Genomic DNA, 23,871 nt, shown 5'->3' with positions numbered 1-23,871 from the left:
GGGACAGCTCGATCGGGCCGATCTGGCGGTGCCGCTGCTGGATAGCCTGCGAGATACCACCAGCGGGATCGAAGACTCCAGGGCCAAAGCCGCAGTCTTGCGGGCGCTGGCCGAGGCGGCGGGCCAACTCGACCGGTCCGATCTGGCTGTGGCGTGGCTGGAAACGGCGCGAAGCGCCGCCAGCGGGATCGAGGATTCCAAGGCCAAAGCCGAGATCTTAGGGGCACTGGCCAAGGCCGCGGGCCAGCTGGGCCGGGCCGATCTGGCTGTAGCGTGGCTGGCAACGGCGCGAAGCGCCGCCAGCGGGATCGAGGATTCCGAAGCCAAAACCTGGGTCTTAGGGGCGCTAGCCGAAGCGGCGTTGCAACTCGGCCGGGCCGATCTGGCCGTGACGCTGCTGGATAGCCTGCGAAGCGCGGCCAGCGGGATCGAAGACTCCAGGGCCAAAGCCGAGGTTTTAAAGGCGCTGGCCGAGGCGGCAGGACAGCTCGACCAGACCGAGCAGGCTGTGGCGATGCTGGATAGCCTGCGAGACACCGCCAGCGGGATCGAAGACTCCAGGGCCAAAGCCGAGGTCTTTTGGGCGCTGGCAGAGGTGGCAGGCCAGCTCGATCGGGCTGATCTGGCCGTGGCGCTGCTGGATAGCCTGCGAAGCGCGGCCAGCGGGATCAAGGATTCTATGGACAAGTCCTTGGTTTTAAGGGCGCTGGCCGAGGCGGCGGGGCAGCTCGACCGGACCGACCTGGCCGTGGAGTGGCTGGAAACGGCGCGAGGCGCCGCCGCCGAGATCGAATTATCCGCTGGGAAAGCCAGGATCTTACAGGCGCTTGCCGAAACAGCCGCTAAAGCTAAAGCCTGGCGGCTGGCCCGTGAAATGGCGAATATGATTCCGTCACCCGATCAACATATTGAGGCGTTATCCCAGATTCTCATTATTTGGGCGGAGAAAGAAGCGCTGCTCGCTGCCACGGAAACGGCTGCTCCATTTAAAGGCTGAATCGGTACAGCGATCATTCGCGTCCGCTGACCACCCAGCCGACACCGCCGCCACAAAACACCGTTAAACTGTTTGATCTTACCCCCGCCAGACCTAGAGCATGACGATCTGGCGCTCGCCCTCGAGGATCTGGCGGTCCATTTTAACAGAACCGTGATAAATACTTATGCAGAAGCCCTGTTTCGGATGGCGAAGTACTGCTCGCTGTCATCGGCACCACTTCAAGCAAACTGAGCGATCATGACGTGGTCAAGTCATAACGGACACCCCAGTTAAGCGGCTTTGGCCAACAGGCCCTTTCTTTCAAATTCATTCGGACTCTGGTAACCCAGATAGGAATGTAATCGATGGCTGTTATAGAACATCGTGATGTAATGGACGATGTCCGCCCGTGCTTCCTCCTGGGTCTGGTAGCTGCGCCAATGGATGCGCTCGGACTTCAGTGTGCCGAAGAAGCTTTCCACCACGGCATTATCCCAGCAATCCCCTTTGCGGCTCATGCTGCCCGCGATGCCGTGGCTGTGCAACAGCTTCCTAAACGCCCGACTGGCATACTGTGCACCGCGATCAGAATGATGGATCAGCGCGCCGTGAGCGGGGCGGCGACTCCACAGGGCCATTTTGAGGGCGTCACACACCAGGGTGCGGGTCATGCGCTTATGCATCGACCACCCCACCACTTTGCGTGAGTACAGGTCGATCACCACGGCGAGATACAGCCAGCCTTCCTGTGTCCATACATACGTAATATCGCCGGCATATACCTGATCCGGGCCCTTGGCCAAGAAGTTTCGCTTCAGCCGGTTCTCGAATACCGGCTGGCGGTGATTACTGTCAGTGGTAACCCGATAGCGCCGGCGGTAACGCACCCACACCCCGGCCTCACGCATCAGGCCCTGTGCCTGAAAGCGACCGACTGGAAAGCCCAGCTCCCTGAGGGCCTTGGCCATACGCCGCGCGCCATAGGTATAATCAGACCCCTTCGCCAATGCCTGGATCCAGTCGATCATTTCTTCACGCACCGGGTCCGGCCCTTTGCTTTGACGCCGCAGATAGTCGTAGAACCCACTGCGCGTAACACCCAGTACCCGGCAAAGCAGCTTCACCGAATAGGCCTCCTTCTTCTGGACGATGAACTGATACCTCAGTTCAACTCTTTCGCGAAGAAGGCCGCTGCTTTTTTTAGGATCTCGCGCTCCAGTTTCAGCCGACGATTCTCTTCGCGCAGGCGACGCAACTCGTCCTGCTCCCGCGTCAGATTGCCATTACCCCGGAATGAGTCGTTCTCATCAGCCTGGAATTCCTGGACCCACCGCCCCAGCATGTTGGTATTAATCCCCAGGTTCCGGGCCGCCTCAGTCCGCGCATAGCCTTGCTCCGTAACCAGTCGGACCGCGTCCTGTTTGAACTCTTTGGTGTATTTCTTTCTCGTCGTCATCATCTACCTCGGTTTCAGAGATTATCTCTTAACTGAGGTGTCCGGCACCATTAGGCCACGTCATCAGTTGATCAAGTCTCTGTAGCAGACCTTCAAAATACTCATCGTCCTGTGAGTTTCCTCCTCTTTGTAAAACTCATAAGCTGATTCAATAGCTGCCTTAGCTTCCTTGAGATGTTCCCTGTCACCTTCCTACTCCCCAAGGATCGCAAGCGCACAGCCCAAGTTGTGCTGGGTCGTCATCCAGTCCTGCGGCAGCGCCTCGCGGGTATACACCTCCAGGGCAGCACGGTAGGCATCGACGGCCTCGGCCAGCAGCCTCTGCCCGTCCTCGCCCCCGGCGCGGTCGCCCTGGCTCTGGAGCGCGGACCCCAGGTTGTTCTGGGTCCTCGCCCAGTCCTGCGGCAGCGCCTCGCAGGTATACACCTCCAGGGCAGCACGGTAGGCATCGACAGCCTCGGCCAGCAGCCTCTGCCCGTCCTCGCCCCCGGCGCGGTTGCCCTGATTCTGGAGCGCGGATCCCAGGTTGTTCTGGGCCCTCGCCCAGTCCTGCGGCAGCGCCTCGCGGGTATACACCTCCAGGGCAGCACGGTAGGCATCGACAGCCTCGGCCAGCAGCCTCTGCCCGTCCTCGCCCCCAGCGCGGTTGCCCTGATTCTGGAGCGCGGACCCCAGGTTGTTCTGGGTCATCGCCCAGTCCTGCGGCACCGCCTCGCGGGTATACACCTCCAGGGCAGCACCGTAGGCATTGACGGCCTCGGCCAGCAGCCGCTGCCCGTCCTCGCCCCCGGCGCGGTTGCCCTGCTCATTAAGCGCCCCCCCCAGGTTGTTCTGAGTCATCGCCCAATCCTGCGGCAGCGCCTCGCGGGTTCTGACCTCCAGAGCGACACGGTATGCATCGACGGCCTCGGCCAGCAGCCGCTGCCCGTCCTCGCTCCCGGCGCGCTTGCCCTGCTCCGCAAGCGCACTGCCCAGGTTGTTCTGGGTCCTCGCCCAGTTCTGCGGCAGCGCCTCGGGGGTTCTGACCTCCAGGGCGACACGGTAGGCATCGACGGCCTCGGCCAGCAGCCGCTGCCCGTCCTCGCCCCTGGCGCGGATGCCCTGCTCCCCCAGCGCATTCCCGAGGTTGTTCTGAGTTGTCGCCCAGTTCTGCGGCAGCGCTTCGCGGGTATACACCTCCAGGGCGGCACGGTAGGCATCGACGGCCTCGGACAGCAGCCTCTGCCCGTCCTCGCCCCCGGCGCGGATGCCCTGATTCGCAAGTGCACACCCCAGATCGTTCTGGGTCCAAGCCCAGTCCCGACAATAGAGGGGGGAGGCATAGACCTGGAGATTACGTTTCGCTAGGTCAACCGCGTAGGTGAACCCGCCACTGACGTAACAGCTTCCATGTCGGTACAAGCTCAAATAATACTTTCCTCGCTGGGCTGCTCCTTCAATCGTATCGAAAGGCTCGAAGAAGGCGGCGGCTGCCGCGAAATGACCATGGGCGGCTTCGACATCGCCCTTTAACAGCGCTGCGTCGCCACGTGTTGCCCGAATTTCAGCCTGTTTGCGAACCTGGACGAGCGTATGCTCGGTCTGCTGCATCACTTCGGCGTTCGCCAGAATTTCATCCGCTGCGTCAAAATCGCCTGCATCCAGCGTCTCTTCCGCAGCGGACAGTTGATCAGCAATCTCCGTTTCTGTCGCTTTGAGTGTGTCCATGCGGGATTTGAGAGCATTGTATTCCCGCGCTTTATCCTGAAGGAACTCTCGCAGAGCCGTCCGACCGGCATCCGGGTTATCGTGCCCGAACCGCATTGCCAGGTTCTCCAGGAGTCCGTCGGCGAGGCCGAGCTCCTCGCGAAAGCCGGGCTCGAGGTCGGTCACTGCCGGACGACGACAGGCTTCTATCTCCTCTTCCGGAATGTCTAACGCGTGACGGTAATCTGCGATCGTACTCGCCTGTGGCTCGTGGCGCCCCCGTTCAATATCGGATATGCGGGATGCTTTGATCTCGTCTTTGTAGACTTTTTCAGCCACCTCCATCTGGGTTAAACCTCGCTTATCGCGGTATCGGCGAACCAGTTTGCCAAAGCGAACCTGAAACGAGTTCGAGTCTAGCTCCCGTAGTTTCCCGGAGTTTCGCGAACGCGCCATAGCTCCTCCCTTTGCGATGATTCTCTTGTCGACACCCAAAAGCCGTCCGGACGGCACACTTTCAACCACGTGAGGATGTGCCAATGAACATACCGTGCAGAGTAGTCTATGCCGCGCTTGCAGTAATCTATACCGCCTCGCTCTTTGGGCTGAGCAAGCCAATTGTGGTAGCGGTCACCGCCGTTGCCTACATGGCGCTGGCACTAACCAAGAAGCATTAGGGAGATGGGGATCATAAACGAGGTCTGCGCACGAAGCGTGACAGGATCGTACGCTAAGACGTTGGCAGGCAACCTTCACTGGCGGCCTTATGCATATGCACGATAGGCTGCGATGAAGTTTTAGAAAAAAGGCCTTTTCTGCACCCAGTGCAATTCGATACTGCCCATGCCTAACCTACAAGGAGACACGGCATGAGCAAGAAAAGCACCAAGCAATCCAACAATCAGCGGTCGAACGACCGCAACCCCAACAATACCGGTTACCGGCAAAGTCTGAAAAATCGCTCCCAGCAGCTGAACCCGGAGCATCCGGCGTATCACCGCAGCAGAGGCAAAGACTGACAACCGGGCTCGGGGCCTACACCCCGAGCCGCCCACGGAGGAACAGAAAGTGGCACGTAACAAAGGAAAGAACGGTGTTGCAGATACTCTCGAACGCCTGATGGGACACAGCCGGGACCGTAGTCTGCTGAGCAAATATGCCTCCAAAGGCGTTTTTGGCGATCACTTGGAGCCGGGGAGCGCCCATATTTTCAAGCGCTCCGACGAGTGCGATAACCTTATCCGAAACGTCCTGGCACTGGACACAGTTTTTCGCAGCCAGGAAACGGTATCGGAAATTGTGCGCAAGCGGGCGTCCGTCAAGGACTTGTCGAAGCAACTGCGCGAGCGGCGTGAAGACTTTGAGGCCAGGTTTAGGGCTTACGGTTATTGGTTGAGCAGACTGTCGGCGCTGGAGAAGGTGCTGGATAGCGTCGATCTGGAACGGGAGGCGCTGGAAGATGTGCTGACGCCGGACCTCACGGCGGAACCGGCGTCAGCATCCTCACCCTATGCGTTGCGGGCAGTAAACCTCCTGGAAAAAATTGAGGAGGAGGGCCGGCAATCAAAACTCTCGCCTGCAAAACAGACCGAAAAGGCATGGGCTCTCTATCGCCTGGGCCTTTACCAACAGGCGAGGGAAATGTGCGAGAAGGTAACGGCCGAGGACCCAGCCAACTCCGAGGCTTGGCTGCTACTGGCGGTCGACGTCCAGCGACAGAAAGAGGATGCGCAGCGCGAGTGGGCCTACTACTCGAACCAGCGGGAACTCGCCGATGTGATGTCGTCGCACGAAAGCTGGGCTGACGACATGAAGGACGAGGCTATCGGCCGACTAGACGAGGCGCGTCGCCGGGAACGTGACATTTTGTTCCCAGCCTTGCTCAACTGGCCTCTTCAAAAGGAGAGAAGTGGCAGCCGCTATCGTTTTCCGGAAAGCCGTGAGGAAGTACGCAACGCCTGTATCGGCTCGCTTTTCGAACTGCTGATGCCCTATGCCTCGGGTTCGCTAAGGGTCAATGTGCGCAAAGCCCATGCCATCAATGGTCTCGAGCCCGAGTACCTGCTTAATAAGTCGTTAAGTGAATTCCCCTACTGGAACGAAACCGACGATGCCGCGCACACACTGAGCGATACGCAACTCGAGGTCGCCAAGCTCTTGTGCGACGAGTACGACAGCGAGCCGTATCGCTTTTTAGGCATTTTCCGAAGCGATTCTGAAATACTTCGGCTCAAACTGCTTCACATCCGTTTTGCGCTGGGCCTGCCTGGCTATGACAATGCCCGACAACACTGGCTGAAATGCTTGGATTGCCTGTATCAAGAAGATCTTCTGCGGCTTTTGCATCGGCCCAACCTATTCAATACGTTCACGACCCATCTGGCCCAAGAAGGTCTGCGGGCGCTGAATTCACACCTTGAGGCCATCAGTGCCAGGGTACTCAAATCGCAACGCCAGACGTACGAGCACATCCACCTAAACTTTCTACGAAAGGCCTACGATTATGCGTTTGCGAGAGGCGAGTATATCGAAGCGATGACTCTCGCCGAGCAGGGGTACCGGGAAGCCTTGACCCTCGATGGACCAGCGCCGCAAGACCACTGCTGCGATCCCCAGGATGTCGGCAGCAACAGCCTGAAACCGAAGTTTTGGAAGTACCTTGAGCTTCGAGCGGCGGTGGAGGCCCCTGTCAAAAATACCGATTTCGATGCGCTGAAGGCATCGCTGCTGTCAGTATTGGACCCGGGTAACTTCTTCGCAAACGAAGCCGATTACATGCTGTACTACCAGGATGAATTCATGGACTGGCACGAGACACCCTACGGCGGCTGTATCTTGGCCAATGGCCGCTGGGCGGATTCGGTGAGAGGGCTGCTAGATTCTGGGTATCTTGCCGGCGCAGAGATTGTGCAGGCGCGATTGATCGTGGAGCTACTTGAAACCCTTTCGGCACCTGCCGACTCTCCCACATGAAGGCATGTAGTACCGGCCTGGCATCCAAGGGATGCTCGTGCGTCGCTCGAGCTCCCTTAACCCGGCATAGTGCAGAACGATAGCTAATCACTCCCCCTTATCATCGGATCACCATAGATTGACGTGGTCAAGTCATAACGGACAGTCAGTTAAGGTTTACTTCTGCTGTAGCGGGCGGCAGCCCATTGTTGTTGTGATGGGGCCGCTCACGGTTTGCACCCTAACCGCCCTGCTTCTAGTCCGAGCGATAGCTAGAATCCTGCCGGCGACCAGGCATAGCGGGCCCGATTGATACCGGATGGCCTTGAAATCCCTTCGGCACGAGCCGACTTGCCGACATAAGACACCTATTTTCAACTGGCCGCCATTGGAGCTCGGGCATCGTTCGGGCTCTCTTTATCTCGTCAGATTGCACGGGCTTCACTTCCCCAAAGCAACCATACAAAGTGCGCCTCTGCCCACGGGGTAGTAAGATGTGGCGTAGCCGTAGTCAGGCTCCGCCTCAGGCCAGTCGAAGGAACGAACATGACGGTCAACAAGAAAGCGCTCTCGGAACGAGACATCTGTACCAAGTTCATCACCCCTGCCCTGGCAGCCGCAGGCTGGGATATTCAGACCCAAGTGCGCGAAGAAGTCTCGTTTACCGATGGCCGCATCATTGTACGTGGCCGCCTGCACAGCCGCGGCGAGCGTCGCCGTGCCGACTACGTGCTCTATCACCAGAAAAACCAGCCACTGGCCATTATCGAAGCCAAGGACAACAAGCACAGCCTCGGTGCCGGCATGCAGCAGGCGCTGGCCTACGCCAAGTCACTTGATACACCCTTTGTCTTTTCCAGTAATGGCGATGGCTTCCTGTTTCACGACCGTACCGGGCTCAGCGGCGCTGTGGAGCAGGAACTGGCGCTAAGCGAGTTCCCTGCCCCGGCTCAGCTCTGGGCCTGGTATTGCAAGCACCAGGGCATCGAGCACAAGGCCACCGCTGCGGTGGAAGCGCCCTATTATGATGACGGTAGCGGGCGCACTCCGCGTTACTACCAGGTGAACGCCGTCAACCGCTGCGTCGAGGCTGTGGCGCGTGGGCAAGATCGCATCCTGCTGGTGATGGCCACCGGCACCGGCAAGACCTACACCGCCTTCCAGATCATCTGGCGGCTATGGAAGTCTCGCCAGAAGAAGCGGATTCTGTTTCTGGCCGACCGCAATATCCTGGTCGACCAGACCAAGAACAACGACTTCAAGCCCTTTGGTCAGGCCATGACCAAAATCAGCAAACGCCAGGTCAACAAGTCGTTCGAGGTCTACCTGTCGCTCTATCAGGCGGTGTCCGGTACCGAAGAAGAAAGCAATATCTACAAGCAGTTCTCACCGGACTTCTTCGACCTGATCGTCATCGACGAGTGCCATCGCGGCAGCGCCCGCGAAGACTCTGCCTGGCGTGAAATACTGCAATACTTCAGCAGCGCCACCCAGGTCGGCATGACCGCCACACCCAAAGAGACCGATAGCGTCAGCAATACCGACTACTTTGGCGATCCGATTTACAGCTACTCCCTGAAACAGGGTATCGAAGATGGCTTCCTCGCCCCCTACAAGGTCATCCGTATCGACTTCGATCTCGATCTGCAGGGGTGGCGGCCAAAACAGGGCCAGCAAGACCGTTACGGCAACCTCATCGAAGACCGCATCTATAACCAGAAAGACATAGACCGCAACATCGTCTTCGACGAGCGCACCCAGCTGGTGGCCATGAAAGTCACCGAATACCTGCAAAAGACCGGCGAGTTCCAGAAGACCATCATCTTTTGCGACAACATCGACCACGCCGAACGCATGCGCCAGGCACTGGTCAACCTGAACCCGGATCGCGTACGCGAAAACAGCAAGTACGTCATGCGCATCACCGGCGACGAAATCGAAGGCAAGGCGGAACTCGACAACTTCATCAACCCGGAGCAGACCTATCCGGTAATCGCCACCACCAGCAAGCTGATGAGCACCGGCGTCGATGCCCAGACCTGCAAGCTGGTGGTGCTGGACCAGCGCATCCAGTCGATGACCGAATTCAAGCAGATCATCGGCCGTGGCACCCGCATCAACGAAGACTATGACAAGCACTGGTTCGCGATCATGGACTTCAAGAAGGCCACCGAGCTGTTTGCCGATCCCAACTTCGATGGCGACCCGGTGCAGGTTTACTGCCCCACCCCGGCAGACCCCGCCAGCCCGCCGGACGACATCACCGACCCGACCTCCGTTGACGGCGAGCCCGGCTTCGACGATGCCGACGCACTGGCCGACTTGGGTGTTGGCATAGATGTAGGCGGCGAAATCCGAGAGACACCCAAAAAATACGTGGTTAAGGATCAGCCGGTGCGGGTACTGGCCGAGCGTGTGCAGTTCCTGGGGCCCGATGGCAAGCTGATCACCGAATCCCTCACCGACTACACCAAACAGTGCGTTACCAAGCAGTATGCCACCCTGTCGGACTTCCTGCGCCGCTGGTCTGAAACCGACCGTAAGCAGGTGATTATCGATGAACTGGCCGAACAGGGCGTATTCTGGGAAGACCTGCGCGAGTCGGTGCACAAGAAGCTGGGCTGTGAGCTCGACGCCTTCGACCTGATCACCCATATCGTCTATGATCAGCCGCCGCTGAGCCGCCAGGACCGCGCCGACAACGTCAAAAAGCGTAACTACTTCACTCAGTACGAAGGCGTCGCCCGCCAGGTGCTCGAAGCCCTGCTCGACAAGTTTTCAGACACCGGTATCGAACACATCGAAGACATCAAGATCCTTCAGCTGCCGCCATTCAATCAGCTGGGCACCGGCCCGGAGCTGATCCGCGCTTTCGGCGGAAAAGCAGAGTTTCAGCAGGCACTGCAGGGATTAGAGCAGGCACTTTACGGCGTGGAAGCAGGTTAATGACCCCATCCCAGGCACGCAATGCCATCAGACGAAGCCTGAAAACGCTGGTCGATCCCTCTCCTGCCAAACAGGAAAAGGACGCCATCTGGCACTACTTCGATAATGCCTGCGCCTACTGCGGCTACACAATGACGCGACACGGTCGGCAGGCCCATCTCGACCACCTTGTCGCAGAGATGGCGGGCGGCTCCAATCGCATGTGCAACCTCGTACTTACCTGTGCCCGTTGCAACGGCGATCAAAAACGCGAGCTGGATTGGCAGGAATACCTGGCAACATGCTGCGGTGAAGACAAGGCGCTGTACAATCTGCGCCTGCAAAAAATTTATCACTGGGTCGAACAGAACGAAGGCGCGCCTCTTCTGGCCCCCGAGCTCGCCGCACTTTGCGAGCAGGAGTTCGACCTGATTAACCAGCAATTTTCCGAAGCTGTTGCCCGCCTGCGCGAAATCGCCCGGCAGGCAAAAGCCGACAGTCCAGGTCATACCGAGGAATAGCATGTCCATCAGCACCACCATAAAATCCATTCAGGACATCATGCGCAAGGATGTCGGCGTCGACGGCGATGCCCAGCGTATCGGCCAGCTGGTCTGGATGCTATTTCTGAAGATCTTCGACGACCGCGAGCAGGAATGGGAACTGTTCGACGACAACTACCACTCCCCCATTCCCCAGCACCTGCGCTGGCGCAACTGGGCCGCCGATGCCGAGGGCATCACCGGCGACGAGCTCAAGGCCTTTATCGACCAGGACCTGTTCCCCGGCCTGCAGAGCCTGCAACCCCGAAGCGACGACAAGCGCGCCTACGTGGTGCGCAGCGTGTTTGAAGACGCCTACAACTACATGAAGTCCGGCCAGCTGATCCGCCAGGTCATCAACAAGATTCAGGAAGGCGTCGACTTCAACCAGTCGCAGCAGCGCCATGCCTTCGGCGACATGTACGAGCAGATCCTCAAGGACCTGCAGAACGCCGGCAATGCCGGTGAGTTCTATACGCCCCGCCCCATCACCGAGTTCATGGTCAACCGTATCGACCCCAAGCTCGACGACAAGGTGATGGACCCGGCCTGCGGCACCGGCGGCTTCCTCACCTGCACCATTGAGCACAAGCGCAAACACTACGTTAAAACCGCAGACGATGAGCAGCGCATGCAGCGCACTATTCTCGGTGTCGAGAAAAAGCCCCTGCCGCACCTGCTGGCCACCACCAACATGATCATGCACGGTATCGAAGTACCGGATCAGATTCGCCACGACAACACCCTGGCTCAGCCGCTGATCAGCTGGGGGCCGAAGGAGCGGGTCGATGTCATCGTCGCCAACCCGCCGTTCGGCGGCATGGAAGAAGACGGCATCGAAACCAACTTTCCCCAGGCCTTCCGCACCCGGGAAACCGCCGACCTCTTCCTGACGCTGTTTATCCACCTGCTCAAAGACGGCGGTCGCGCCGCCGTGGTACTGCCGGATGGCTTCCTCTTTGGCGAGGGCATGAAAACCCGCCTCAAGGAAAAACTGCTCGGCGAGTGCAACCTGCACACCATCATCCGGCTACCCAACGGCGTCTTTAACCCCTACACCGGCATCAAGACCAACCTGCTGTTCTTCACCAAGGGCCGGCCCACGGAGCACGTCTGGTATTACGAGCACCCCTACCCCGAAGGCGTCAAGAACTACAGCAAGACCAGGCCCATGCGCTTTGAGGAGTTCCAGACCGAGATCGACTGGTGGGGCAGCGAAGCCGATGGCTTTGCCAGCCGGGTTGAGAACGAACAGGCCTGGAAGGTCAGCCTCGACGATATCAAGGCCCGCAACTACAACCTCGATATCAAGAACCCCCACCAGGGTGAACAGATCAGCCACGACCCCGACGAGCTGCTGGCCCTCTATGCCCAACAGCAAGCCGACATCCAGGCGATCCGCGATCAGCTCAAGGGCATCCTCGCAGGAGCCCTGCAGTCATGAGCGCACCGGAACGCCTCGATACAGCCATCAGCGATTGCGGCAACACCCCTGCAGCCAGCGCCCTCGTCGACCACCTCGACCTCTGGACCAGTGCCATCAGCAAAAAATCTACCGTAGGCCGCGGCCGCAACGGCAAGATCGCCCTCACCGGCATCACCAGGCTGCGCGAGCTGATCCTGGACCTGGCAGTACGCGGCAAGCTGGTGCCACAGGACCCAAACGATGAGCCGGCTTCCGAGCTACTGCAGCGGATCGAGGCGGAAAAAGCGCGGCTGGTGAAAGAGGGGAAGACCAAGAAGGCTAAGGCGTTTCCGGAAATTACCGACGAGGAAAAGCTGTTTGAACTGCCAAAAGGGTGGGAGTGGACCCGTGTAGGCAGCTTTGCTGATGTTAAAGGTGGAAAGCGCCTACCAAAAGGCCATACACTCATCGATAATAATACCGGCTTTGCTTACATTCGTGTCACAGATATGAAAAATGGATCTGTAAACCTCAACGGCCTCCAGTATCTGCGTCCAGAGACAAAAGAGATAATAAAAAAATATACAATATCTTCAGAAGATCTATATATAACCATAGCAGGTACTATTGGTTCGGTTGGAACCATTCCTTCTGTACTTGATGGGATGAACCTGACAGAAAATGCGGCGAAAATAGTTCTCAATAATCTCGATAAAAATTGGCTTAAGATAACTCTTAATTCGGGTTTCATACAAAATCAGCTACTCGATAAAGTAAACCAAATGGCTCAGCCTAAGCTGGCCTTACATCGTATAGAAAGCACTGGGGTTGCTGTTCCGCCGCTAACCGAACAACGCCGCATCGTCACAAAATTTGATGAACTGATGGCCCTCTGCGACCATTTGGAACAACAGACTAGCAACCAAATCAGCGCCCACGAGACCCTCGTCGATGTACTGCTTGATTCATTACTCACACCGGCGGACAACACACAGACCCCAGCACAGGCCACCGCCGAACTGGCCAGCAACTGGGCCCGCCTCGCCGCCCACTTCGACACCCTGTTTACCACCGAACACAGCATAGAACGACTAAAGCAGACCACCCTCCAGCTCGCCGTGATGGGCCGCCTCGTCCCCCAAGACCCGAACGATGAGCCAGCATCTGAGCTGCTGAAGCGGATTGAGGCGGAAAAAGCCCGGTTGGTGAAAGAAGGCAAGATCAAGAAGCAGAAGGCGCTGCCGGAAATTTCCGAAGATGAACCACCATGTATGCTGCCAAGTACATGGGCTTGGTGTCGACTGGAGGATTTATCTCTACATTCAGAAGCTGGTTGGAGTCCGAAATGTGAAGACCAGCCACGAGAAGATAATGATTGGGGTGTCCTGAAAGTAAGTGCTGTGACATGGGGAGTATATAACTCTAATGAAAACAAAAAACTACCAACACATTTAGCACCAAGACTCGAATATGAAGTTAAATCAAACGATTTTCTTATATCGAGAGCCAATACTGCTGATTTAGTGGCTCGTTCAGTAGTAGTGCCGGCGGCGGCTCCAGAAAATCTGATGATGAGTGATAAAATAATTCGCTTTAAGTTTACACGTTTTGTTAATCCTGAGTTTGTTAGTTTGGTGAATAATTGTGCTTATTCTCGTAACTACTATGCAGCTGTTGCTGGTGGCACAAGTAGCTCAATGAAAAACGTTTCACGACAACAAATTCAATCTCTTTTAGTGCCTCTGCCTCCTATACCTGAGCAACACCGCATCGTCGCCAAAGTCGATGAACTGATGGCCCTCTGCGACCAGCTCAAGGCGCGCCTAACCCAGGCCAACACAACCCGCTGTCACCTGGCTGAAGCGGTGGTCGAACAAGCAGTAGCGTCCTGAGCATGATCTACAGCAAGCCCTGGATCAGTTACCTCGAGCAGCTGCAGCAGCTCAAGGATCGCGGCCTGATCATTACGGATGAAGCGCGCGCTTTGGCCTATCTGGAGCGGATTGGTTATTACCGCCTGAGCGGTTACTGGTATGCATTTCGGGAGCGCTCCGAGGCTTACTGCCCTCTGGAGCCCGAAGGACGACGCAAGTTCAAGCGCGGCCGTACCGATCATCTAACGCTTGATAGCTTCAGGCCCGGTGCCACTTTCCAGCAGGCAGTGGACCTGTATGTCTTTGACAAGCGCTTGCTGGTGCTGGATGCGCTGGAACGCATCGAAATCGGACTGCGGGTCGATATTGCGCATACGCTGGGCAAGCTGAACGCCTGCGCCTATCTCAAGCCGGAGCTGTTGCACGAGGATTTCGCACAGCGGGTTAATCAGCAAACGGGGCTGACCGATCTGCACAAGTGGCAGGAGAACCAGGCCCGCCTGATCAGCCGTTCCCGCGAGGCCTTTATCCTGCACAACAAGGAAAAGTACGGCCTGCCTCTACCGATCTGGATTGCCTGTGAAGTGTGGGACTTTGGTACTCTGTCTCACCTTTTTGGCGGTATGCGAGAGTCAGAGCAGGATGCGATTTCAGCGAAATACGGCATCGCGAATGGGCGCGTGTTCGCATCCTGGCTGCGCAGCCTCAACTACCTGCGCAATGTCTGTGCGCATCACAGCCGCCTCTGGAACCGTAACATGACCGACCAGCCGAAAAAGCCAGGCCGGGGCGAAGTGCCGCTGTTCGAGCATGCCTGGGGCAACACTCACATCCAGGCACGACCCTTTCTGTTGCTGTGCATCGCTCAGTTCCTGCTAATGTCGATCAATCCTGCCTCGAGCTGGTGGCTACGTTTGGCGGATTTGATGGGGGACTTCCCGGACCTTGAAGATATCGGGCTGGACCTGAAGGGAATGGGCGTGATCGACGGCTGGCAAGAGTGGGAGTGGAGCAAGGCAATAAAAAACCCCTAAGCAATTACGCCGCAGAGCGACGCAACCGATAGGGGCCGTGTTGTCGAGAAGTATAACGGAGGTTATCTATGAGTCAACGTTTGGTTGACTCTGGAAAAACGAATTCAGGCCCGGACGCCTGTGGGCAGGCTTGTGGGGGTGGGTGCACCGGCGTCCAACGGCACAGGCGCTGGCACGTGTTACGAGCGCAAGCGATAGAAATACGAGTGCGCTCGTAATTTACGAGCGCTCGTGGTTGCCATCGTACGAACCAGGCGATGTCACTCAAGCAAGAACGCCAGAGCACTGCGGCGCTCGCTGAAAATCGAACGGCAGGATTAAGGAGGCCCCATTTGACGGTCATTTGACTGCGCCGGGGCCTTACCAACAGGAGAACGAAAAAAACTTTATAAAACAATGACAAACGTGTTTTCTCTCATTTGACAGAAGTAACGCTATCCAGTCATTACTGGAAGCGCATTCGAAGCCAGAGCATGCTGTGCATGGGCTTTTCGACGCTGCCGGCAGGCAGTGAAACAAGGCACCGCGGCGCTACAAATAGGGGCGAGGTAAGGGCGAGACTGTAAAAAGGCCTAAACCGGTGCGGGCCGCGGGGAATGAAGCAAATCAGCATCTACGTTGAACGAACAGGTGAACTATCAAGGATGAGTGCTCGATGAAGAATATTCTCAACTTTTTCGATGGGATTTTTGGCCGGATCGCGTCCTGGGCGCTCAAGGCGGTGCTTTACTGCAGCCTGGGGCTCATCACGTTGTTTCAGCTCTGGCTGGTGCCGGTTGATACATTCGAGTACGACGAGGGCTTGAGCGATCTGGACCTCACCGAGTTGGCGATACTGCTTCTTCTGCCGCTGGTTATCTGGCGCTATGTCTGGCGCTGCCGTCAGCAGAGCTGGGGCTGGTGGTCTCTCCTTCGGCAGTTGGGGTTTGTCATTGGCACCTTCGCACTACTCAGCGAGACTTTCTGGACTCTCTTCGCTGTCATCCAAGGACAGCCCGCGGGTTCTGATTTTCTGGAGTATCAGCAGCTTTTACGTAGTGCCTGGGTACCCGTAGAGCACCTGATTCTAATTTTCTGTATCTATGGTGCAGCACCATTGCCAAAGCTACGGGGTGAACAACTGACGAAGCCGGCTCCCGAGGCTGCTGAGGATACAGTACCACCGACATTCGAGAGCCTGGACGCATGGGGCGCGCCTCTGGACGACAGCACCGAACAGCAGAGAAAGGGCCAGGAGGCCAACGTATGAAACGCACCATCGCCGTTTTATTTCTTGGTTTGGGCTTCAGTCTGACCGCCGATGCACGCGAGCAGCCCTTCAATGGTAACGACTCGCAGTTTCTGATCGAGTCCTGTCGTGAGGTGGTGGAAATCTTCAGCCGACGCGACGAGAAGCATATGCTTGCAGCTGTCAGCACCTCGCTATCCGAGGCGATGCGCGCGGGCTACTGCATCGGTGTGGTGCAACAGTATCGCAATGACGGGCCGGACTGCAGGAATCGATACAGTTCTAGGGACTGGTTCACCGTTGCCCGCCTCATAGCCGAGCTTCCGGTCAGCGAGGAGTATTCGGTCAGCAGGATGCTGCAGGCTGTCTCCTGCGATGGCTAGCCGCAGAACCGTGCCGGACGCCATCCGGCATCTGTTCGGTATCGATGTGGCCAGGGACAGTCCGCTGCTGAAAACCAAGGCAAACTCGCTGGTGCGTAACCGCCTGATCAAGGTCGAGAAGGAGCTTATTGTCGACCGCTCTTCCACCTATCTGGCACCGGGCCAGGAGGTGGTCCTGTTCAATGCGCTGCTGCTCAATGCCGTGTTCAGCGACCCCAAGCAGATCAAGAGCATCTTCGAGAAACCGGCGGAACGCCAGCACGCTGCCGACACGCTGCGAGCCCTGTTTTCACAACGAAACAGCCTGCTGGGAATAGGGCTTAGCAATCCGGACGCGATGGCCATGGTGGAAGCCCTGGCCGGCCATCACGATCTTTATACCGAACGGCTGCCAAACCCTTTCGCTCGCCTGCCACAGGTCGCGACAGGCGACAACCTGAACCTGTTACAGGCTTTGCTCGCACAGGCGGCAGTGCTGGCGCCGGGGGATAGCATGCTGCTGGCGTACCTGCAGGGAGACCTGGCCCGCGCGGCAGACCTGGCAGAGACTCTCGAGAGTAACGAGCCGGCGGTCGAGGCTTTGCGACGCCATCTGATCGACAAGCATTCCGAAGCACGGGACTTCGACTCGCTGCTGGACCAGTTCAAAAAAATGTAACTTTCTTCTTCTGCCCCCTTGGTAGTGCAATGCACTGGGAGACGCTCCTTATCGTCATCAACGAAAGGAGCTACTCCCATGACTACTCTCGATCAACTAGTTATCAATTTCCACATGACCGAAAGCTGCAACTACCGTTGTGGCTACTGCTATGCAACCTGGAATGATCACTCCTCGGAGCGTGAGCTGCATCGCCATTCGGGCGAGGTGGAGCGTTTGCTGGACAGTCTGGCGGACTACTTCCTGAACCCCAACCCCTTGCAGCAGGCTCTGGGCTATCGGAGCGTGCGACTCAATTTTGCCGGTGGTGAGCCCATGTTGCTCGGAGATCGCTTCGTAACAGCGCTGAACCAGGCGCAGGCCTGCGGTTTCGAGACATCCATCATCACCAACGGCCACTTCCTCGACGAAACAAACCTGGCGGCCATGGCGCCCCAGCTCAGCGTTCTGGGCATCAGCTACGACTCGATGAAAGCAGAAACGGTGCGGCAGATCGGCCGCCAGGATCGCAAGGGCCGCGGGCTATCGCGGGAGCGACTGACTCGTCTTGCCCTCCTCTATCGTGCGCTCAATCCTGAAGGCGTTCTCAAGATCAATACCGTTGTAAATACGTTCAACTGGCAGGAGGACATGCGCGACCTCGGTATCCAGATCCGTCCGGACAAGTGGAAGCTGCTACGCGTGCTGCCGGTACACGATCACAGCCTGGTGATCAGCGACAGTCAGTACCGGGCCTTTGTTGAACGCCATGCAGAGCTCGGCCCCATGATCGTTGAGGAGGACAACCAGGATATGCGCCAGTCCTACCTGATGATCGACCCCGAGGGCCGTTTCTATCAGAACGACGAGGCCGGCAAGGGCTATATCCTTAGTTCTCCGATCCGCCAAGTCGGCGTGGAAAGCGCCCTGACGCAGATTCCTTTCGACCCCGAGGCCTTCGCCCGTCGTTATCAGCTTATTCCGTTACAGGCCGTCTGAGTGGCTTTCCGGAGGAGGTTGAGAACATGGATAAAGGAGCAATTCGCGAGCTCGACCCGCTCACGCCCGGTTTGCGGCAGAAGGTGGAGCGCATGGTATCCGTACTGCAACGCCATCCGGCAAAGGCGACGTTGCTGGGCGGCAAGAAACTTCGTCGTCACCGGAAGCTTGTGCGCTTCAAAATCAACTGTGGCTATCGGATGGTGGTTTCGATTGATCAGCTTGGCGTCGGCCCGTACCTGTGCATGACACACGGCACCTTTGACCGGAAATACGGGTGACGCTGAGTGGACGGGGCGTGCTGGGCTCCGTCCTCCATGAGTCGGCTGTAAACATGTGCCTATTATTCAATGGCTCTTGAGAAGATACGGATTAGTAGTGAAATATATACTTTTCCGCATGTGCCCACCATTGAAGTTCTAACTCTATGTACTGCGCATGTAAGCGGTTGAAGGTCTTCCAATGCATACCTTTCTTCTTGCCCCACCCTTTGCCGTTTTCGTAACGTATAAATATTCGATTACCAAGCTCGTGCTTCTGGCTGATCAGTCGATCCATTAGGCGTTGCTGCTGGGAGTTGTAAGGGAGCTGATAGCATTGGCGACAAAGGAATAGCGGCCCGTTGCAGCAAAGCACAGCTATGCGCCTATGGCAGCCGGGACACAGAAACCAGAACCTCTCACCCCCATAGTGGCAAGGCGTGCGGTCAAACCGGATACGTTGTTCGATTGGCTGCCATTCGCGGTCGTGCTCCCGATATCGGTAGCTAAGCTGTAAGTACTCGCTCTGGCATTGGAAATTAATTAACCCTTTCTGTTTGCCGCCGCACGACCATTTTAGGGTTCCAACAGCGCCAGGCTTGAGTAGTCCCTGCCTGTTCATGTAACGAATGTCGATCCGCTTGGTGTCTTCGAGAGTGGTTTTATTGCCCACTCGAAGCCACTCTCCGCTACCCCTTCCGCCCATGCTAGCCTCCGTTTTTTCACCGAAATCATTAAGCAAATACAGAATATAATTTTTGTTTTCTCAGTCGCATTATATTGTGTCGGCGCTGCAGTAATCTTCCACCCATTCTTCGCGCGCTTGTTCAGCAATACTACTAGATGTCAGGGAGGGGAAAGCACGAACCCGTGTAACCGGACTACCGTTTACCGTGTTTCCGTAGCAATTCGTACCCGTATCAAAATCAGCCTTAAAAGCCTGCGGTGCGGGGCTTTGAGTCAATTGTTTGTCGGGTAATATTGTCGGAAGATTGTCTGGGATCTGTCGGTTCGTTGTCGGGAATTTGTCGGTTGCCTCTGACAATCCAAAAACTTGCAATAGTTGCTTGTGCGATAGGCTAAGCGGTACCAATGTGGAAGCTTTCACTCGATCCTTCCTGGCTGGATCGGAATGCTGCGTACCGATAAACAAAATACCTTTTAGTTTTCCCATACGATCATGCATATCTGACCAACGTCTTGGCTCATCCAGACCGCTCAACCAAAATTTTCTAAAGCCAGCTTTCTTTTTAAGCCTGAACTCGCCCGTGGGCAACGGCGCGCCCGCCTTACCGCTCTTGCCTGTTCGGCTCCGGGTTAGTTCGGCATTAAAAATCGCGTAACAGTTAGTTTGGGTTAGTTGCCGGTAGAATTGCAGCGTAACGCCAGGGACCATTTTGGGACCATATTTACCTGTACTGTAGGATTCATAGATCAAGGCATCGATGCCGACTTGCTTCAGAATCCCATCCACCAACGTTAAATAGTTCTCATCCAGCCAATCAGTGGGAACGGGCTTACTGCTGGCTGATTCCAGATATAGCCGCCCTTTCTCAATGAAAAGTATATGGCCTTTAGCCAGTAGGCTTTCGGCAAGATTCCGGCCGGTAGTCATGGCTATTCACCGCACATGATACGGGTCCATTCCGGCATGACCTCTAGGGGCTTTTGGTCGCAATCCAACTGTCCCTGTTGCCCGCTAACCCTATCTAAAGCTTCAGCCGGGAAATGAGCCTCAATACGAACCATAACTCGTTGCTGTTGAACGACTTCAATGAGATAGCTGCTCATAGCTCGCATCCATTGCTCAGGTCATCCAGAAGCTGCCGAATATCCTCTGCCCGCCACGCGGTGGTGCGCGGACCCAGCTTGACGGATCTTGGAAACCGACCGGAAGCGACGCCGGCCCACCAGGTTGACTTGCTGACTGGGACGAAGTGAAGAACGGTCTGAAGACGAACAAAACCAGTTTCAGGGAGTGTATGAGAGTGGACGTTATAGGGCATGTCAGTACCTAATTGGATAACTGACTCCCTATCATATGCATATTTCTGTTAATGACTAGGACACATAAGGCTGTTAGTTGTCCGTTTTTATTTATCCGATATGTCTTGGCGTTTTTTCCATCTTCGGTAGCCACGTAAGAAGCTTTCAGCGTCGACACCGTTAGCTGAATTCTGATGAATAAACTCTTCTGCAAGCGCTGTGGTAGATTTTGATTGTCTATCTGGGTTGACTTCTTTTTTCCGGCGCTCGAAATATTTAGTTATAGAAAAAAGCTCATATAGCCTATTTCTTGATAGCTGCGCTGAATAATTACCGACACCTTTTTTCTTTCTGCTGCCAAATAAAACTTCATCAAGCTCGAAGGCCCCTTCTGCATCTTCGTAAAGTCGAAAGCAGGTAGCAATGGCAAGTAAAAGCTCTGGTGGAGGATAAAGACCAACTTCAATATAATATAGAAATGCACCTAATGGCGTAGCTGCAACGGTTTCATCTTCGTTACGTCGAATATAGTCTTTATAGTTAGAAGTAACCCTCTTCCAAGCTGCCTCAAGGCTGTTTGGAATATCATAGTTTTCTGTTTTAATACGCTCTCGCTCTTCGCGAACATATTCCCATGTATTGTAATAATTTGGCTGTATAGTCTTTCCTTTATTATCCATTAGAAATCCTGAGTCCGGCGATTATGATGTTTGAGTTATTGGATTGTGCTTTTAACTCATCAAGATAATCCGCCCATCGCTGCATCATCTCTGCTCGTTGCGGCAGGTGCTTGGTACGATTGTAGGCGCGGCCATTGGCATCTTTTACCGCATGGGCCAACTGATGCTCTATCCAGTCGATGCGATAACCCAGCACTTCATCAAGCAAAGTCCTCGCCATGGCACGAAACCCGTGGGCTGTCATGGTCTGGTTATCGTAGCCCATGGATCGCAAAGCCACTCTCACCCCGTTTTCAGACAACGGGCGACTGGCTCCTCGTGCGGACGGAAAAACGTACCGGTGCCGGCCCGTCAGAAGCTGAAGATCCTGAAGAATGGCTCTGGCTTGCCGACATAGAGGAATAATGTGAGGTTCTTTTATTTTCATCCGCTCAGCCGGGATCTCGACTCGGTCTTCTTCCCAGTTGATGTCGCTCCACTCCAAATGCCGCAGCTCTCCAGGACGGCAAAACAGCAGCGGCGACAACTTCAAGGCTGCACAGACAACAGCAGTGCCCTGGTAGGTATCGATTGCCACCATAAGCATGCCTGCTTCCTTCGGGGTGGTTATGGCGGCAAAGTGAGTGACTTTTTTATTGGCGAGGGCCCCTTTCAAGTCTGGGCTTGGATCCCGCTCGGCACGGCCGGTGGCGATGGCGTAGCGGAATACCTGACCGGCAACGTTCTTCGCTCGGTGGGCTGTTTCGATTGCACCCCGGCCTTCTATCCGGCGCAAGGCCTCTAACAGGGTGGGGGCGTCGATGGTGTTGATGACTTGCCTGCCTAGCCGGGGGAAAAGATCTTTTTCAAGCAGGCGCCAGGTTCTGTCCTGATGCGTTTGGCTTTTATCAGAGATTTTTTTAGAAAACCACTCACGCCCCAGTGCCTCGAATGTGTTTACGGAGTTGGCATGCAGTGTGGCTTTACGAGACTGTTTTTCCGCAGATGGGTCTATGTGTTGAGTGATCAACTTTCTGGCCTCATCGCGACCGCCACGGGCTTCTTTCAAGCTGATTTCTGGATAGACCCCCAGCGCAAGCGTTTTTTCCTTTCCAAAGATGCGGTACTTGAGACGCCAGTACTTTGAGCCATTCTTCTTCACCAGAAGATGCAGCCCCTTTTCATCACTGAGCTTGTAATCCTTCTCTTTCGGCTTGGCGCTGGCAGCAGCGCGGTCTGTTAGCGGCATAGGTATACCCGTGCTTCAAGGTGGGGGTACAAGTTTTGGGGGTATCAATTTTGCGCTAACGGCAAATGCCCCCAATAGCACCCCTACTGCGCATTGGATTAGGGGGTACATCACTGGACGAGCTTGGACACAAGTATAGACAGATAACGCCGAATAGCGCTAGGTATGGGGCTTTACTGGATTTGACTGGACGAAAAGATGGCGCGCCTGGAGGGATTCGAACCCCCGACCAACAGGATCGGAACCTGCTACTCTATCCAGCTGAGCTACAGGCGCGCAAAAGAAGTTGTTTGCAGGCCGGTATGTTACGGATAACTAAGGTGTTTGCCAAGCGTTTTCATGCGGCTGCGATTTGCGTACCCGACCGTCATGGCGGCGTCACAGTTGGGGGTTAGATTGGTCTGGCTGATCAGGATACGTATCAGCAGGGTCCAGCCAAGGATGGCGCTTCCCCTTCATTTATATCCTCTTTTTATCGCCCTTTAGGTGTTGCGTCCTTTATTGGGTCCTGGCCGTTCAGGCCGGCGTGGCCGTTTGACTGCAATTAAACAGGGTAGCATTCGCTGGGACGGCGGCCTTTCCCCCAGCGTGGCGTATCAGTATCCAACTTTTGCCGTTATAATTCTGCGCCTGTTACTCATTGCGTTGTCGCGTCTGTCCCTGGTTCTGTGCTCGCGCAGCTTTGCAGGGCCGTCTATAGCAGACGGGCGGATACGCTGAATTGTTGAAAAGTGATGAGGGTTCTGAGTGTGAATAAATTTATTTCTGCGCTTTGCGCGCTGGGCCTGGGTGCCGTACTGGTAACGTCTGTTCAGGCGGCAACCGACAACGACAAGATCATCGAGCGTATCAAGCCGGTCGGTTCTGTATGTGTAGTGGGTGACGAAAGCTGTGGCGGCGCCGCAGCAGCAAGCACCGGCAGCGCAGGTCGCAGCGGTGAAGACGTTTATGCCACCAGCTGCGCTGCCTGCCACGGCACCGGTGTGCTGGATGCGCCCAAGTTCGGCACCAGCGACTGGACCGATCGTGGCGCCAAGGGCATCGAAACCCTGCTGGCCAACGCCATCAGCGGTATCAACGCTATGCCGCCACGCGGCACTTGCGCCAGCTGCTCCGATGACGAGATAGAGGCCGCAATCGAGCACATGCTCGACAGCGCCAAGTAAGTCTCGGCCGCTGCTCCTTGTGTGACAAAACCCCGCTTCGGCGGGGTTTTGCGTATCTGATGATTCGTGACTCGGCAAAGCTATCAGCCTGAAGCTGTCATCTCTACGGGCTAGAAAAAAGGTGCGAGGTGCAGAGGCGAAGGCAGGGGCTAGGGGCAAGGGGCTAGAGAGAGCAAAGAGCAGGTGCGAGGTGCGAGGAGCGAGGTGCGAGGTGCGAGGTGCGAGGTGCGAGGTGCGAGGTGCGAGGTGCGAGGTGCGAGGTGCGAGGTGCGAGGTGCGAGGTGCTCAGTATGAGCGCAGCGAATGACGAATCGCTATTGGTAATTGGCTAAAATTTCGGGCAATTCCTCAAGTGACAGCCTCACTTCTTCCGGCCAGCGGTGCGTGCTCTTCTCTCCCTTTAACCTCGACCCTTGAGCCTTGCCTCTGCTTTATCTGCTTTGCTCCCTCG

21 protein-coding genes and 1 tRNA gene are annotated in these 23,871 nt (G+C 56.2%); 15 read left to right on the top strand and 7 right to left on the bottom strand.

The features are described 5' to 3' along the window. A partial coding sequence (locus tag MPRO_RS26025) for a coiled-coil domain-containing protein (protein ID WP_067297750.1) occupies positions 1-997 on the top strand: 997 nt, incomplete at its 5' end. A 272-nt stretch (positions 998-1,269) separates the two neighbouring features. Here MPRO_RS26025 and MPRO_RS20740 read toward each other — a convergent pair. Beyond that, a protein-coding gene (locus tag MPRO_RS20740; protein WP_439646790.1) for an IS3 family transposase occupies positions 1,270-2,435 on the bottom strand; the annotation gives its coding sequence in 2 pieces (ribosomal slippage) (positions 1,270-2,177 and positions 2,177-2,435; 1,167 coding nt in all). A gap of 192 nt (positions 2,436-2,627) precedes the next feature. Then, positions 2,628-4,577, bottom strand: coding sequence for a helix-turn-helix domain-containing protein (locus tag MPRO_RS20730; protein WP_082709012.1), 1,950 nt, complete (start codon positions 4,575-4,577; stop codon positions 2,628-2,630). A gap of 83 nt (positions 4,578-4,660) precedes the next feature. Between MPRO_RS20730 and MPRO_RS26020 the strand changes: the two genes are divergently transcribed. From MPRO_RS26020 to MPRO_RS20675, 13 genes are all read left to right on the top strand, one after another. Further along, positions 4,661-4,798: a hypothetical protein gene (locus MPRO_RS26020; protein ID WP_158651902.1), complete on the top strand. Its 138-nt coding sequence runs from the start codon at positions 4,661-4,663 to the stop codon at positions 4,796-4,798. Between the two features lie 192 nt (positions 4,799-4,990). Then, positions 4,991-5,140, top strand: coding sequence for a hypothetical protein (locus MPRO_RS26115; protein ID WP_173645533.1), 150 nt, complete (start codon positions 4,991-4,993; stop codon positions 5,138-5,140). 49 nt (positions 5,141-5,189) lie between these two features. Continuing rightward, positions 5,190-7,094: a hypothetical protein gene (locus tag MPRO_RS20725; protein WP_158651901.1), complete on the top strand. Its 1,905-nt coding sequence runs from the start codon at positions 5,190-5,192 to the stop codon at positions 7,092-7,094. Between the two features lie 525 nt (positions 7,095-7,619). Next, entirely contained in the window at positions 7,620-10,019 is a 2,400-nt protein-coding gene (gene hsdR, locus MPRO_RS20720) for an EcoAI/FtnUII family type I restriction enzme subunit R (RefSeq protein ID WP_067297742.1), read from the top strand. Then, positions 10,019-10,519, top strand: a complete 501-nt coding sequence (locus tag MPRO_RS20715) for an HNH endonuclease (RefSeq protein WP_067297741.1) — start codon at positions 10,019-10,021, stop codon at positions 10,517-10,519. Before hsdR ends, MPRO_RS20715 begins: the two co-directional genes overlap by 1 nt. A gap of 1 nt (position 10,520) precedes the next feature. Further along, the gene (locus MPRO_RS20710) at positions 10,521-11,984 is read left to right on the top strand and encodes a type I restriction-modification system subunit M (protein ID WP_067297739.1); all 1,464 of its coding nucleotides are present in this window, start codon (positions 10,521-10,523) and stop codon (positions 11,982-11,984) included. Then, on the top strand, positions 11,981-13,837 hold the full coding sequence (locus tag MPRO_RS20705; protein WP_082709011.1) for a restriction endonuclease subunit S: 1,857 nt from the start codon (positions 11,981-11,983) through the stop codon (positions 13,835-13,837). Before MPRO_RS20710 ends, MPRO_RS20705 begins: the two co-directional genes overlap by 4 nt. Before the next feature lie 2 nt (positions 13,838-13,839). After that, positions 13,840-14,853: an Abi family protein gene (locus tag MPRO_RS20700; protein WP_067297737.1), complete on the top strand. Its 1,014-nt coding sequence runs from the start codon at positions 13,840-13,842 to the stop codon at positions 14,851-14,853. Positions 14,854-15,508: 655 nt separating this feature from the next. Beyond that, entirely contained in the window at positions 15,509-16,102 is a 594-nt protein-coding gene (locus MPRO_RS20695; protein ID WP_067297735.1) for a hypothetical protein, read from the top strand. Continuing rightward, a complete protein-coding gene (locus MPRO_RS20690) occupies positions 16,099-16,464 on the top strand; it encodes a hypothetical protein (RefSeq protein WP_067297733.1) in 366 nt (121 codons plus the stop codon). Before MPRO_RS20695 ends, MPRO_RS20690 begins: the two co-directional genes overlap by 4 nt. After that, positions 16,457-17,122: a hypothetical protein gene (locus MPRO_RS20685; RefSeq protein ID WP_067297730.1), complete on the top strand. Its 666-nt coding sequence runs from the start codon at positions 16,457-16,459 to the stop codon at positions 17,120-17,122. Before MPRO_RS20690 ends, MPRO_RS20685 begins: the two co-directional genes overlap by 8 nt. A 78-nt stretch (positions 17,123-17,200) precedes the next feature. Continuing rightward, positions 17,201-18,100, top strand: a complete 900-nt coding sequence (locus MPRO_RS20680) for a viperin family antiviral radical SAM protein (protein ID WP_067297728.1) — start codon at positions 17,201-17,203, stop codon at positions 18,098-18,100. Positions 18,101-18,126: 26 nt separating this feature from the next. Then, positions 18,127-18,381: a ParE family toxin-like protein gene (locus MPRO_RS20675; protein WP_067297725.1), complete on the top strand. Its 255-nt coding sequence runs from the start codon at positions 18,127-18,129 to the stop codon at positions 18,379-18,381. A gap of 754 nt (positions 18,382-19,135) precedes the next feature. Here the strand turns inward: MPRO_RS20675 and MPRO_RS20665 are convergent. From MPRO_RS20665 to MPRO_RS20650, 5 genes are all read right to left on the bottom strand, one after another. Further along, a complete protein-coding gene (locus MPRO_RS20665) occupies positions 19,136-19,975 on the bottom strand; it encodes a hypothetical protein (RefSeq protein WP_067297720.1) in 840 nt (279 codons plus the stop codon). Between the two features lie 172 nt (positions 19,976-20,147). Further along, positions 20,148-20,366 (bottom strand): helix-turn-helix transcriptional regulator, encoded by a 219-nt coding sequence (locus tag MPRO_RS26605; RefSeq protein ID WP_082709010.1) that lies wholly within the window; start codon positions 20,364-20,366, stop codon positions 20,148-20,150. Between the two features lie 87 nt (positions 20,367-20,453). After that, positions 20,454-21,026, bottom strand: coding sequence for a hypothetical protein (locus MPRO_RS26015; RefSeq protein ID WP_158651900.1), 573 nt, complete (start codon positions 21,024-21,026; stop codon positions 20,454-20,456). After that, entirely contained in the window at positions 21,019-22,254 is a 1,236-nt protein-coding gene (locus MPRO_RS20655; RefSeq protein ID WP_067297716.1) for a tyrosine-type recombinase/integrase, read from the bottom strand. The genes MPRO_RS26015 and MPRO_RS20655 overlap by 8 nt, the downstream gene beginning before the upstream one ends. Positions 22,255-22,453: 199 nt before the next feature. Beyond that, a tRNA-Arg gene (locus MPRO_RS20650) sits at positions 22,454-22,530 on the bottom strand. A gap of 473 nt (positions 22,531-23,003) precedes the next feature. Between MPRO_RS20650 and MPRO_RS20645 the strand changes: the two genes are divergently transcribed. Continuing rightward, the gene (locus tag MPRO_RS20645; RefSeq protein ID WP_216821346.1) at positions 23,004-23,420 is read left to right on the top strand and encodes a c-type cytochrome; all 417 of its coding nucleotides are present in this window, start codon (positions 23,004-23,006) and stop codon (positions 23,418-23,420) included. Positions 23,421-23,871: the final 451 nt, after the last annotated feature.

The sequence above is a fragment of the Marinobacterium profundum genome (genome assembly GCF_001528745.1).
Classification (GTDB): Bacteria; Pseudomonadota; Gammaproteobacteria; order Pseudomonadales; family Balneatricaceae; genus Marinobacterium_A; species Marinobacterium_A profundum.
Note: the sequence above shows the minus strand (reverse complement) of the source record. Positions and strands in the feature narration are given on the sequence as shown.